The sequence below is a fragment of the Mycobacterium sp. UM_CSW genome (assembly GCF_000455205.1).
In the GTDB taxonomy this organism is placed as follows: domain Bacteria; phylum Actinomycetota; class Actinomycetes; order Mycobacteriales; family Mycobacteriaceae; genus Mycobacterium.
In genome coordinates, this window is the sequence record NZ_AUWQ01000014.1 from 100298 (window position 1) to 112901 (window position 12604).

The window sequence follows — 12604 nt, forward strand, 5'->3', positions numbered from 1 at the left end:
AAAGGAAGTTCTCATAGGCGGCGTGCTGATGTAGCGTACCTGTGTGCCAGACATGACCGGCAAGGTTGTATTCATCACGGGAGCCGCCCGCGGCCAGGGCCGTGCCCACGCCGTCAGGTTGAGCGCCGACGGCGCCGACACCATCCTCGTCGACATCGCGGGCCCACTGCCGCCAAGCGTCCCATACGATTCGGCCATCCCCGAGGAGTTGGCCGAAAGCGCCGACCTCGTCGCTGCGAACGGCAGACGCGCCGTCACCGCGATCGTCGACACCCGCGATTACGACGCGTTGTGTGCCGCGGTCGACAAGGGCGTCGCCCAATTAGGCCGGCTCGATGTGATCGTCGCCAACGCCGGTATTTGCTGCCCGGCCGCTTGGGATCAAGCCTCCCCCAGCGATTTTCAGGACACCGTCAACATCAACCTGGTCGGGACTTGGAACACGGTGATGGCCGGCGCGAAGCACATTATTGCCGGTGGGCGGGGCGGGTCGATCATCCTCATCGGATCCGTCGCGGGGCTGAAGGTAGAGCCTTTTATGGTGGCCTACACCGCGAGTAAGCACGGCGTCACTGGACTCGCGCGCTCGTTCGCAGTGGAACTCGGCCGGTACGACATCCGGGTGAACAGTCTCCATCCTGGATCGGTCGCGACGCCGATGGGTAGTGGGCGGATGATCGAAGCGATGCAGCAGGCAGCGGAATCGTACCCGCATCCTCAGTACGGCTTCAGCAAACAACTCCTTCCCAACGCGGTGACGATGCCCGACGACGTCGCCAACGCTGTTGCGTGGCTCGCGTCGGATGAGTCGAGATTTGTTACCGCGGCGGCCATTTCCGTTGACGTCGGAGTCGCCCAGGCGTAGCAGGACCGCGCTCCCGCACGAGTCGAACGAAGTGGCTCACTTGTAGAAGGGTCCAGGCTTGCCTGCTTCCTCGAGATGCCCATAAGGGTCGTACACCTTGACATTCGGGTACGGATTCTGCTCGTACGCGGGCGCGGACAATCCCGCGGCCCGCAGCGCGGACAGCGCCGCCAGCGGCACGCTGAACGAAAGCAGCCCCACCGCAACCGACACGAGGAGCTGGCGCGTCAAGGTGACGGTGTTGTCGCGCCCCCGCGCCGGAACCCAGCGCGCAATGCGGTTGATCAGGACCAGCCCGCCGTGCTCGTCGCGGACACACATCGCGGCGACCATCCCGAAGATGATCGAGTCGTATACCGCCATGATCAGTGGGAAATAGAGATGGCCGACTCGCAATACCGGCCCGACCGCTTCGGTGTAGAAGAAAATGCCGAAACGCATCCAGGTGAACTGGATCAGCCCATTGATTGGGATTGCGACCAGTGTTGCGCCGAGGAACACCGCCACCAGTCGATGGCGGGCGAACCAACTCGTGCGCCGCATCAGCGGGTCGACAAATCGGTCATGCAGCTTCAGGAAAGCTAAACCGTTGAGGAGGTAGTACGCGGCGTATCCGCCGAGAAAGGCCAGCGCGGGCTCCAGGTCCGGCGAAATGTTCACGTACGGCCAGGACAGCGGAAAGTGCAGCATGCGCGGGTCGAAGATCGCGAATGTCGCCCAGTTGGCCAAGGGATCCAGCGCCCCAGTGATCAGGCCGGCGAAAGCGATCACCACCGTCCAGTGCACCTTGCGCTGTCGCACCGAGAGCCACACCAGCGTTCCGATCAGGCCGATCGCCATTGGAATTGAGCTGAGACCAACTGCCAACGGCCAGTTGTCGAAGCCGAGGAACGGCGGATACGGTGCCGGACCCGGGTTTGGGTTGGTGATCCGGGGATTGTCGTGAGTACCCGATTGGATGTTCGCAACGGTCACGATTGCGAAGACCAGGTAGGCCACGATAAACAGCCCCCACCCAGCCCTGCACAACGAACGCCCGCCGCCCGGCCCAACCGGCTCGATGAAAGCCGAATCGGTACCGTAGTCAACGGGGTTCGTCATGTGGCAGCCCGACAATCCCTTCTTCCACGTCCCGAGATAACACGTCCGACCGGTTGAGAATAGACGTTATCGCGAACCGCGAACAAGGTGTGACAGGATCGTCTGGGATCAGCCCACCGTCTCCGCGGGCTTCCCGCTGTTGCCTTTGATGACAGGCATGTTTGTCCACGTCCCCTGATCGTCCCGATACCACCCCGCGGCGGCCAGCGCTCCGCCGTCGGCATGCACCACAGTCCCCGACACCCAGGCGGCCAGCGGGCTCGCCAGAAACAGAACGCAGCCCGCAATGTCCTGCGGGGTCCCGAAGCGGCCCAGCGGAATCCAGCGCGGAATATGATGCCGGTGCGATTCGTGAATCATGCGGTCGAGCGGCACCTGGGCGCTATCGGTTGTCTCGGGCGCCACGGCATTCACCCGGATGCCCTCCGGGCCCAATTCGAGGGCGAGGCTCATCGTAAAGCCCGTCACCGCAGCCTTGAACGCGCCGTATACCGCAAACCGAGGTATCCCCCGGAAGCCCTCGATCGACGAGACGTTTGTGATGCTCGCGTTCCCGTCGGCGGCGCGCAGCAGGGGCAGCATGGCGCGGCTGACCAGGAAGATGTGCTTGAGATTCACCCGATAAACGTCATCGATCTGCTCGTCGGTGAGCCGCTCGAAAGGCGTCGGTCGCGTCACGAAATGGCCGACGTTGTTCACCAGCACGTCAAGACGCCCATACCGCTTGCCGATCGTCTCGGCGAGCGCCGTCACGTCGGCGGCGGCGGTCGCGTCGCCGGTGACTACGAGCCCCCGCTCGTCGAGCAGGCTGCGCAGGTCCTCAGACCGCGCAGAGTCGAGTTCGAGTGCGACGACCGACGCGCCCAGGTCGGCGAATGCCATCGCCGTGGCGCGTCCGATGCCCGCACCCGCGCCGGTGACAAGCGCAACCTTGCCCTTGAAGTCGATCATGTCGCCTCCTGTTTCCACGACGGAGCAATGTTGCTCCACGCTATCGATAATGTTAATTCTCATATGAGAGAATCGCGGTAACCCTAATCATCAATTAGTCAAAGAAGCGGGAAATGAGCGACCGGCACTCCAACATCGCTGGAACGCGGATGCTGATCATCGGAGCGTCCTCCGGCATCGGGCAGGCGTTGGCAAATGCCGCCCACGCCAGGGGCGCCGAGGTGGCACTCGCCGCACGGCGGTTGGATCGCCTATCGGAACTTGCCGATCGGCTCGACGGCTCGGCATACGAGCTCGACGTGTCCGACCCGCAAGCCATCGAATCCGTCATCGGCGACGTCGCCGCCAAGTTCGGCGGGCTCGACGCGGTGGTGTTCACCAGTGCCGTGGTGCCATTCGCGCTGATCGAGGACACCGATGTGCAGACCTGGCTGCATGCGTTCTCCGTTAACGCAGTCGGCGCCTCTCACGTGTTGCGAGCGGCCCTGCCACACTTGGCGGACAACGCGGTGGTCGTCGTCGCGTCGAGCCACGACGTCGGCCGGCCCCGTGCAGGCGTTGCCGCCTACCACGCGAGCAAGGCGGCGCTCGACGAGATCCTGCGGTCCTGGCGGGCCGAGCATCCCGACCTCGCGGTGATCCGGGTAAGCGTCGGTCCCACCGAAGACACCGAGATCCTGCGCGGCGCCGACCGCGACCTGCTCGCCGATCTGTACCGGTCCTGGGCGCAGAAAGGCCAGATTCCCGCCAAGATGTCCGCCGTCGTGGACGTGGCCAACGCGATGCTTTCCCTGATCGCCGTTTCGCGTGCGAACCCCACTGTGGTCAGCGAAATCGTGCATCTGGCGCCCCGAATCGTTAAGGGCCAGTAGCGCTTCATCGGCAACTCTACGAAAGGACAGGTCAATGGACCTTGGCTTCGAGGGTGCGACGGCGGTCGTGAGCGGAGGCAGCAAGGGGATGGGCCTGGCAGTCGCCGAGAGCCTCGGGGCCGAGGGCGCTTCGGTGGCAATCATGGCACGCGGTCGGACCACGTTGGACGCGGCTGCGGAGCAAATCCGGCGGGCGGGCGCCCCCGAGGTGCTGGCGATCAGCGTCGACATGGCCGACGCGGTGTCCATCGCGGCGGGGTTCGCAGCCGTTGATGATGCCTGGGGCCGCCTGAATGTCCTGGTGCACACGGTCGGTCCTAATGCGGGCGCGTTCGAGGAGCTTGACGACGACGACTGGCACGCGGCATTCGATCTCGGCATGCTCTCGGCGGTGCGCTCGGTCCGCGCCGCACTGCCATTGTTGCGATCGGCCGACTGGGCTCGCATCGTTACCCTCTCGGCACACTCGATCCAGCGCCAGAGCCCGCGTCTGGTCGCCTATACGGCTAGCAAATCGGCACTGTCGAGCTTTACCAAGAACTTATCTAAAAGCCTTGGCGCCGAGGGCATCCTGGTCAACTGTGTGTGCCCGGGCACCATCGTAACGGCTAGTTTCACCGAGATCCTTCGCGATGTGCTGGCCGCAGATGGGCTGGACTCGTCCGATCCGAAGGATGTCATGAGGTGGGTCGAGAAGACCTACGGGCATCCCTGTGACGTCGGTCGTGCCGGGTTGCCCGAAGAGGTCGCGTCCGTCACCGCATATCTGGCGTCACGGCGAAACGGCTACGTGACCGGAGCCACCGTCAACGTCGACGGCGGGTCGGACTTCATCTAGCGGAGGTGAGGACGCCCGTTGAGAACGTGACCCCACGCAACGTGAGAGTAAAGATTACCGGCGCGGCTAGAGTAAGCGTCCTCACCAGGGTTTGAAGGGAGTCCAGAAATTGACCGCGCATTCCCGACGACTTCGAGTCATCCAGTGGGCGACCGGCGCTGTGGGCACTGAGATGATCAACACGATCCTCGACCATCGGCCCGATCTCGAACTGGTCGGGGCGCGGGTGTATTCCGACTTCAAACATGGTGTCGACGTTGGGACGCTGGCCGACCGGAGCCCGATTGGCGTCACCGCCACCACCGATGTCGCCGAAATTCTGGCGACGGACGCCGACATCGTCCTCTACGCACCATCTTTCACAAGCCTCGACGATGTGTGCGCGCTGCTGGAGAGCGGGAAAAACGTTGCGACGGTCTCGTTTCTGTTCCATCCCCGGCGCATCGGCGATGCCGACCGCCGGCGGCTGTTGGCGGCATGCAAGAAGGGCAACAGCACGATCCACGCCAGTGGTCTCAACCCGGGCAACCTCTCCGGCGTGCTGCCGCTGGCCCTGTCCGGGATGAGCCGCACTATCGACCGGTTCACCCTGCAGGAGCGCGCCGATTGGTCGCTGTGGGAAAGCACCGGAATCACCTTCGACGGAATGTGGTTCGGACGACCTCCCGAGGACATCACCCCCACGGCTAACGAGTTCCTGACGTTCAACACCGCCTTGTTCACCCAACAGACCTGGTTCATCGCCGACACCTTGAACGCGGCGATCGACGATGTCACGGTCAGCGTCGACGCGGTGCCGGCGACAAAGGACTTCCAGATCTTCGAGCATCAGGTGCGCGCGGGCACGACCGCCGGTCAGCGCTGGAACTTCGTTGGACTCCGCAACGGCGAGCCGCTCATCGAGTTCGAGACGCTGTGGACGGTTGGTGGAGAATACCCCGACCATTGGCCCACACCGCAAGACGGCTGGACCCTCACGCTCGAAGGGGACCCATCGATGCGGGTGCATTTCTTCTGCCTGGCCAGCTACACGCGGCCGGCGTCGGTCGAGGAGCATGTGCGGGCTGGGCTTGTCGCCGTTGCGATGCAGGTCGTCAATGCCATACCCGCGATATGTTCCGCGCCCGCGGGTTTCGCCACGATGGCGGATCTGCCGCTGATCCGCAGCTATACGGGTTTCGGCGGCGGGCCCGTCAACGCAGACTGACGCGTGGAACCGACTGTGCTCGCTGTTCCGCGGTGCGCTCCGGCGGACTTCTACGCCGTCGGCATGACGCCGCGCTCGGTCCAGTGCGCGACGAACGGGGCGATCGTCGAGAGGTCGTAAAGCCCCGGCTCAGCCGCAATCACGGCCGGGATGGCGTTGATGGCATGCATGGCCGTTGCCAGGCAACCCTGTTCGGCGTGATCCTCGTCCTGGGCGCCGATCACGAGATGGAAACTCATGTTGGGCTTGCCCTCGAAAGCCACCTGATAACCGATCTCCGTGGGCCAGTCGGGGGCCAGATCGTCGGCCATCCTGGTGAGATGCTCTATCGCGAGCGTGGTCTCGCCGCAGTCGACCACCACACCAAATCGCATGGCGCCCACGGTTCCCGCGGGTATCTCCCCGGCCGCCACCGTCAGCGCCCTCGGTGTCGTCGCGACCTCGCGAAACCCCTCGACGGATCGAATCTCGAGCCCGAGCGCCTGCGCCAGCACCGTCGCGCTGCCGATCCAGGCGCTCGCGGCGTAGTCGGTGTTGGTCAGCAAGGGCGTCGTGTCGTCCGGTGCATGACCAAAACCCATCGCGTTGAAAATCAGGTCGTGGCTGGCGTAGGTCGAGTAGTTCAGCACCTCCCGCACACTAATGCGGCTGGTGCGCTCCGTGAGTCGCGTCAGAATCGGCGCCAGTGACTCACCGACGAAGCCCGGGTATAGGCCCAGCCCGAGGAACGAGGAACCGCCCGCACGACAAGCTTTTTCGATGCCGTCGGCCAGCGATTCGTGCAGCGACCGGGGATGGATGAACCGGCTGCCGGTGGCCACCACGTTCTTGCCCGAAGCCAGCAAGTCGCAGACATCGGAAAAGCAGCCGGGCGTGTCGGTTTCGACCTTTCCCATATACAGCACGACGTCGGCGTCGGTGGCGATCACGGCGTCACGGTCGGCAGAGGTCAGCACGCCCGCATCGGGAGCCCCGCACAAGGTGCCCGCGTCGAGGCCGGCTTTTGCCGGGTCGTACACCCGCACGGCGACCAATTCCAGGTCCGGACGGCCCAACACGTGGCGCAGCGACATCATTCCGGTCACCCCGGTCGCCCATTGGATCACGCGGGTCATATCAGGCGAACCTCAATCCCATACCACGTCCAGCCGCGGCGGCGAACGGAACATCGTGCCGCTCACATAGGGCGGCGGGGCGTCGGGATCGAGCCGCAGGCCCGGAAGTTGGTCGAAGAGCGCGTTGAAGAACTTGGTGCTCTCCAACCGTGCCAAGTGCATTCCGAGGCATAGATGGGCTCCGTGACCGAACCCGATGTGCGGCTTGCGTTCCCGGAAGATGTTGAAGGATTCGGGGTCGTCCCAGCGCGTCTCGTCATGGTTGGCACTGCCGAGGTTCACCATCATGGTCGATCCTTTCGGGATGTCCATTCCGAAGAATTCGGTGTCGGTGCTGACCTCTCGAATGAAATTGAGCAGAGGCGTCTCCCACCGGATGCCCTCCTCGATCGCTTGCGGCAACAGACTGCGGTCGGCGCGGACCGCGTCGAGTTGGTCGGTGTGGGTCAACAGGGCCAGCGCGAGGCTCGCTGTGGATCGCGACGTGGTCTCCGCTCCGGCGGGTAGAAGATTGCGCATGAATCCGTAGATTTGCTCGTCGGACATTTTGACGCCGTCGATCTCGGCCTGCGACAGGATGGTCACCATGTCGTCCTTCGGCGACTTGCGTCGATCGGCGAGCACGCCGACGAAGTACTCCTTCATCTCCGCCGACGCTTTCATGGCGGTCTCCATGTCTGCACGAAAGCCGAGCAGGTCGATCGCCAGCCGGTGAAACTCTCGGATATCTGATTCCGGCAATCCGAGAAGCGCCGCGATGATCCGCACCGGGATCGGCATGAATACCGCGTCGACCAAGTCGGCACGCTTGTCGTCGCGGAACTTCGCGATCGTGCGATCGACCAGCGGCTCCACCAGTTCGGAGTCCCAACGTTTCATCGAGGACTTGGCGAAGGCGAACTCGTGCAACCGGCGGTAAGTGGCGTGCTCCGGCTCCTGCATCTCCAGGATGGTCGGTCCCTGTAGCGGCCGCACCATGTCTTCGTAGATTCGCGTGCTGAAGGTGAGATTGTCGGTGAAGACGGCTTTGACGGCGTCGAACGAGTACGCCGTGAATGTCTTCTTGCCCGCCGGCCCGTCCTCAGGGACGCCCATCTCCGGCCAGCCTGGGTGAACGGGCGCCTTATCGCGCAGTTCGCGCAGCAACGGATAGGGGGTCGCGTCGCCGTCGGCGCCCATCCCGGCGTTGAACTTCTCCTGTGCCTCGCGGATGCGCTGCGCCCGGATCGTTTCGAAGTCGTCGGTAACCGCCGGCTCGACCACGTGCCACCTCGCGTACGCTCGATCAACCTACATGCTGTCGGTTGCAAACGTACATCATGTAGGTTGAACGAACCAGAACCCCGGCAAATTGCGAAAGCACAACCTGGAGAGTTTGATTGGCTATTCGAGTAGCGCAATGGGCGACGGGCGCGGTTGGTCGCGCCGCGCTGCAGGAACTCATCGAGAATCCTCATTATCAACTGGTCGGTGTGCTGGTGTACGACCCGGCAAAAACCGGCCTTGACGCCGGCGCGCTGTGCGGGCTGCCGCCGACAACGGGCGTGATCGCCACGGCGGACAAGGACGACATCATCGCGCTGGGCGCCGATGTCGTCGTGCACGCGGCCAGCAAGGCCCACGCGATCGAGACGAATGCCGAGGACATCTGCCGGCTACTCGCGGCGGGCAGCACGGTCATCACGACGACGTCGTACAACCATTTGCCCACCTACGGCGCGGAAACCGAGGCGGCGTTCGTCGAAGCCTGCCGACGGGGCGGGTCGCGGTTCCACGCCGCCGGCGAGAACCCCGGTTTCATGTTCGAGCGCCTGGTCGCCACGGTGACGGGGTTGAGCAAGACGATCGACCGGATCGACCTCTATGAAGCCACCGACGTTTCGGCCGTCGACAGCCGGCCGATGCTCGTCGACCTGATGGGCATGGGCAGGCCGCCCGAGGACGTCAGCGTCGATTCCCCGATCATCAAAAAGCTCGACATGGCCTACCGCCAGGCGCTCAACGCCACGGCCGACGTCCTGGGGATCAGCCTGTCGCACATCGACGTGACGGTCGACGCGACCACGCTGCCCCATGACATCGAGGTCCTCGCGGGGACGATCGAGGCGGGAACGGTTGTCGGGCAGCGATTCTCGTGGACCGGTCACTGGTCGGGGCGCCCGCTGCTGGCCATCCACGAGGAGTGGGTACTCACCCGCGACCTTCCCCAGTGGAATATGGCACCGCTGGCGCCCGGCGCGAAGGCGCCGCTCATCCGCGCCGTCATCAAAGGCCAGCCGAACTTCGAACTGCAGCTCGACGTCGGATCCGACGCTCCAGCGCCGGCGGGCCAGCACGCCATCCCAGGTCACCTGATGATCGCGATGGGCGCGGTTCGCGCCATCCCCTACGTGCTTGCCCAGCCGCCCGGCATCGTGACCGCGCCGGTGTTCGGTGCGATCCAACTAGCGTGAGCTGAGAGCGACCGCGCGCGCGATGTGGTCGCTGGGAGCCGCATGGAACACGTGTGCGCTGCCGTCAGCCAGCACCCGTCGGGCCACGAGATAGTCCGAACCCATCCAGCCCTGCCGGATGAACCGGCCGAACCGCAAAAACGTCCCCGGGGCGCCGCTGGCCGATGGAACGAGCTTCACCTGCTCCATCCCGTTCTTCACACCCTCTCCGGTCAGCGGGCGCGCCGCGGCGATGGCGCGCACGATCACAGTGGCCGCGTCGTGCGACAAGCCTGGCATCGAATGTCCGGGCCGGCGTCCGTATCGGGCCTCGAACCGGTCGAGGAACGCCTGCCCGACGGTATTGCGCTCGTCGTAGCTGTCCAGACCGATCCAGCCGGACAGGTGGCGCCTCCACTCCGCGTTGATGTGCGCCATTTCGAAAGCCGTTGTCGTGTACCGCGGCGGATCCCAGCCCCTAGCCAGAAGCGCATCCGTAAAGCCCCACAGACCGTGCCCGAACCCGACGTGCACCAGCGCGTCGGGTTCCGACGCGCGCAACGCTGCCACCGCTTCAGTCTTGTCGGCCTCCACCTGCGGAATCGCCACGGTCGCAACGACGTTCAAACCGGCTGCGTCGTAGGCTTTCTGAGCGAAGGCGAGGTACTCCTTGCCGATCAGCGATGACTCGTAGGCAATCGCGATCCGCGACCGGCCGTCGCCGATCATCACCGCGGCCAGCATCACCGGCTCCTCGGCCATCGAACCGTTGTTCAGCGCGAAGCACCACTCGCCGAGCGCACCCTCCGAACCTGAGAGGGTGACGATCGGAACGCGAGCGGTGGCATCGACGTGCGAACGCAGCGGCACCACGTTGTCCGACACCCACGGACCGTAGATCGCCAGACAACCCTCCGCCACAAGCTCGTCAAAGGCCCGTTCGACCGCGAGATACGTTCCGTTGGGCAGGCCGACCACGTTGCGGGTGACGAGTTCGATCGGCCGGTCGATGAGCCCGGAGGATACGGCTTCATCCATCACCAGCCGCAGCGCATCGACGCTGTCGCTGTCGGTGTCGCCGGTAGTCGGATAATCGTTGAGCAAGCCAACTTTCAACGGAGCGACCGAACCGTATGCGCGAACATCATCGTCTGCCATAGCGGCAACATACAGGATGAAGGTTGTCGCGACCGAGTGCATCCCGAACCCCGCGGGTCGGAAACGGTGATTTACGAAAAATGCATATCCGACCTCTGTCGGTGTACCTTTCGAGTGGGCCCGCCCAAAGGAGACGCAATGACGCTCGCATCGCCGCTGCAATCACACCGCCCGTCCGCCGACAAGAGGTATCGCGTCATCCAATGGGGCATGGGAAATGTCGGCACGTTGGCGCTGCGGCACTTCGCACACAACCCTCTCTACGAAGTGGTCGGAGTGCTCTGCAATCGCCCAGAGAAGGTCGGCAGAGACGCGGGCGAGCTGGTCGGGGTGGGGCCGATCGGCGTGCTCGCAACCACGGACAAGGCGGCCCTGGAAGCCCTCGACGCCGACTGCGTGTTCTACGCGCCACTCTGGTCGGACGTCGACGAGATCTGCCGGCTGCTGCGCGGAGGTAAAAGCGTCGTCGCCTCGGGTGGCGCGTGGTGGCATCGGACCGAGACCAACAGCGCGGACATCGACAAGATCGAAGCGGCGTGCCAAGAGGGCGGTACTTCGTTTCATGGAGGTGGCATCCACCCCGGCTATGCGGCGGACCTGCTCGTCCTGACGCTGGCCCGGATCGTCGGCAAGACCGACCACATCCATATCTACGAGGCGGTGAACTTCAACAGGGACACCCTGAAGTATCTGGACGAAATGGGTTTCGGGAAAACCCCGTCCGAGTTCGCGAAGGGAAATCTCTTCCAGGATGCCTGGTCGTTGTTCGCGCAGTCGCTGACGATGGTCGTCGAAGGGCTGGGCAAAACGGTGGAAAAGTTCACGACCGACGTGGAGTTGGGCACGGCCACCCGCGATATTCCTTATGAGGGGACCCCGGACATGGACATGCCGGGCCTTAAAGGGGTTATCCAGCAGGGCACCGTCGCATCCCAACATCACCTGTGGACGGCGTGGGTGGACGGCCGGCCATTCATCACGTTGCACGAGTTGTACTCGTTCATCGAACACGACGCCATCGAACCGAAGCCTGATTGGGAGCCGTATTACCACTACCGCGTGGTGATCGAAGGCGATCCGGGAACCGAGCTGATTCTGCGGGGCAGCCAGGAAGCCCGCGAGCACGCGAAGCCTGGCTATGTCGGCTATGCCTGGACGGCGATGGAACCCGTGAACTCGATCCCCGCCATCTGCGACGCGCCGCCGGGTTTCAAGTCGCACGCCGAGCTCGGCCTGATGACCGTTCGCGGGATCGTGCGCTGAAGAAAACAACCGGCCGGGCAACTCAACATTCAACCTGAATGTTGCTACGATCGCCGGCATGGCGAAGCGCGGTGGGGCGGCCGACGAACGGAGGGCCAGGGGGGAGCAGACTCGTCTGGACCTGATCGACGCGGGGCGCGAACTCTTCGTGGAATACGGATTTTTCAACACGAGCATCAGCGACATCGTGACCAAGTCGGGCGTCGGGACTCGGGGTGCGTTCTACCACCACTTCAAGGACAAGGCCGAGCTGTTCCGCGCCGTGTTCGAAGACGTCGAGAACGACCTCACACTTCGGTCCATCGCCGCTCCCCCGCCGGGGACGGACCCCTGGGAGCGGCTCACGAGGGGTCTACACGGGTTCCTGGAAGCGGCACAGGAGCCCGCGGTGCAGCGGGTGATACTCGTCGACGGACCGGTGGTACTGGGCTGGCAAACCCTGCGCGAAATCCAGGAGGGCAACAGCATCGCCCTTATCAATGAGGTGGTCCGCGAGGCGATTGCTGAAGGAATCATCGACGATCAGCCCGTCGGGGAGCTGACGCACATGATCGTCGCCGCGCTCGAGGAAGCCTCGCTTCTGGTGGCGCATGCCGCAAACCCCAGCAGGGCGCGCCGGCGGGCCGGCAAAGTCCTCGACCGTCTCCTGCTCTCATTTGCCGTCGAGCCCCAAAAAGTCCTGCGGCGGTGATCCGTGCGGCCAATGCTTCGCGGCGCCTTGCTGCCGTCATGGAAATGCTTATTTCCATAAATCGAAATAGCGCCTCTGCTTTCTGATAATCTCGTTTTCAACCTCTGCCCA

At 64.1% G+C, this 12604-nt stretch carries 12 protein-coding genes; 7 read left to right on the plus strand and 5 right to left on the minus strand.

The genetic code is table 11. The features are described 5' to 3' along the window. The first annotated feature begins 52 nt into the window (after positions 1-52). On the plus strand, positions 53-865 hold the full coding sequence (locus tag N415_RS06715) for a mycofactocin-coupled SDR family oxidoreductase (protein WP_068178611.1): 813 nt from the start codon (positions 53-55) through the stop codon (positions 863-865). 36 nt (positions 866-901) lie between these two features. Here N415_RS06715 and N415_RS06720 read toward each other — a convergent pair whose 3' ends face one another. Both N415_RS06720 and N415_RS06725 read right to left on the minus strand, forming a co-directional pair. Then, positions 902-1966 (minus strand): hypothetical protein, encoded by a 1065-nt coding sequence (locus N415_RS06720; RefSeq protein WP_068178614.1) that lies wholly within the window; start codon positions 1964-1966, stop codon positions 902-904. 108 nt (positions 1967-2074) lie between these two features. Beyond that, complete coding sequence (locus N415_RS06725; protein ID WP_068178722.1) at positions 2075-2917, minus strand: SDR family NAD(P)-dependent oxidoreductase; 843 nt, start codon at positions 2915-2917, stop codon at positions 2075-2077. A gap of 113 nt (positions 2918-3030) precedes the next feature. On the opposite strand from N415_RS06725, the gene N415_RS06730 reads away from it, so the two are divergent. The 3 genes from N415_RS06730 (at position 3031) to N415_RS31845 (ending at position 5834) form a co-directional block, all read left to right on the plus strand. Beyond that, complete coding sequence (locus tag N415_RS06730) at positions 3031-3789, plus strand: SDR family NAD(P)-dependent oxidoreductase (protein WP_068178616.1); 759 nt, start codon at positions 3031-3033, stop codon at positions 3787-3789. Positions 3790-3823: 34 nt separating this feature from the next. After that, positions 3824-4627, plus strand: a complete 804-nt coding sequence (locus N415_RS06735; protein ID WP_068178619.1) for an SDR family oxidoreductase — start codon at positions 3824-3826, stop codon at positions 4625-4627. Between the two features lie 172 nt (positions 4628-4799). Beyond that, positions 4800-5834, plus strand: coding sequence for a dihydrodipicolinate reductase (locus tag N415_RS31845; protein WP_068178724.1), 1035 nt, complete (start codon positions 4800-4802; stop codon positions 5832-5834). Positions 5835-5884: 50 nt separating this feature from the next. On the opposite strand, the gene N415_RS06745 is transcribed toward N415_RS31845, so the two are convergent. Together N415_RS06745 and N415_RS06750 are read right to left on the minus strand one after the other, a co-directional pair. After that, positions 5885-6949 carry a dihydrodipicolinate reductase gene (locus N415_RS06745; protein WP_068178623.1) on the minus strand — a complete coding sequence of 355 codons (1065 nt, stop codon included), beginning with the start codon at positions 6947-6949 and terminating at the stop codon, positions 5885-5887. Positions 6950-6961: 12 nt separating this feature from the next. After that, the gene (locus tag N415_RS06750; RefSeq protein ID WP_068178625.1) at positions 6962-8212 is read right to left on the minus strand and encodes a cytochrome P450; all 1251 of its coding nucleotides are present in this window, start codon (positions 8210-8212) and stop codon (positions 6962-6964) included. Between the two features lie 116 nt (positions 8213-8328). Between N415_RS06750 and N415_RS06755 the strand changes: the two genes are divergently transcribed. Continuing rightward, positions 8329-9402: a dihydrodipicolinate synthase gene (locus tag N415_RS06755; protein WP_068178628.1), complete on the plus strand. Its 1074-nt coding sequence runs from the start codon at positions 8329-8331 to the stop codon at positions 9400-9402. On the opposite strand, the gene N415_RS06760 is transcribed toward N415_RS06755, so the two are convergent. Beyond that, complete coding sequence (locus N415_RS06760) at positions 9394-10539, minus strand: ABC transporter substrate-binding protein (RefSeq protein WP_068178726.1); 1146 nt, start codon at positions 10537-10539, stop codon at positions 9394-9396. The genes N415_RS06755 and N415_RS06760 overlap by 9 nt on opposite strands. Before the next feature lie 138 nt (positions 10540-10677). Here N415_RS06760 and N415_RS06765 point away from each other — a divergent pair, with 138 nt between their 5' ends. Beyond that, the gene (locus N415_RS06765) at positions 10678-11802 is read left to right on the plus strand and encodes a dihydrodipicolinate reductase (RefSeq protein ID WP_068178633.1); all 1125 of its coding nucleotides are present in this window, start codon (positions 10678-10680) and stop codon (positions 11800-11802) included. A gap of 58 nt (positions 11803-11860) precedes the next feature. Continuing rightward, positions 11861-12493: a TetR/AcrR family transcriptional regulator gene (locus N415_RS06770; RefSeq protein WP_068178636.1), complete on the plus strand. Its 633-nt coding sequence runs from the start codon at positions 11861-11863 to the stop codon at positions 12491-12493. Positions 12494-12604 lie beyond the last annotated feature (111 nt).

Coding starts and splice junctions, on each gene's coding strand:
- N415_RS06730 (WP_068178616.1), top strand. CDS start 3,031: ATGAGCGACCGGCACTCCAACATCGCTGGAACGCGGATGCTGATCATC.
- N415_RS06720 (WP_068178614.1), bottom strand. CDS start 1,966: ATGACGAACCCCGTTGACTACGGTACCGATTCGGCTTTCATCGAGCCG.
- N415_RS06735 (WP_068178619.1), top strand. CDS start 3,824: ATGGACCTTGGCTTCGAGGGTGCGACGGCGGTCGTGAGCGGAGGCAGC.
- N415_RS06745 (WP_068178623.1), bottom strand. CDS start 6,949: ATGACCCGCGTGATCCAATGGGCGACCGGGGTGACCGGAATGATGTCG.
- N415_RS06715 (WP_068178611.1), top strand. CDS start 53: ATGACCGGCAAGGTTGTATTCATCACGGGAGCCGCCCGCGGCCAGGGC.
- N415_RS06725 (WP_068178722.1), bottom strand. CDS start 2,917: ATGATCGACTTCAAGGGCAAGGTTGCGCTTGTCACCGGCGCGGGTGCG.
- N415_RS06770 (WP_068178636.1), top strand. CDS start 11,861: ATGGCGAAGCGCGGTGGGGCGGCCGACGAACGGAGGGCCAGGGGGGAG.
- N415_RS31845 (WP_068178724.1), top strand. CDS start 4,800: ATGATCAACACGATCCTCGACCATCGGCCCGATCTCGAACTGGTCGGG.
- N415_RS06760 (WP_068178726.1), bottom strand. CDS start 10,539: ATGGCAGACGATGATGTTCGCGCATACGGTTCGGTCGCTCCGTTGAAA.
- N415_RS06765 (WP_068178633.1), top strand. CDS start 10,678: ATGACGCTCGCATCGCCGCTGCAATCACACCGCCCGTCCGCCGACAAG.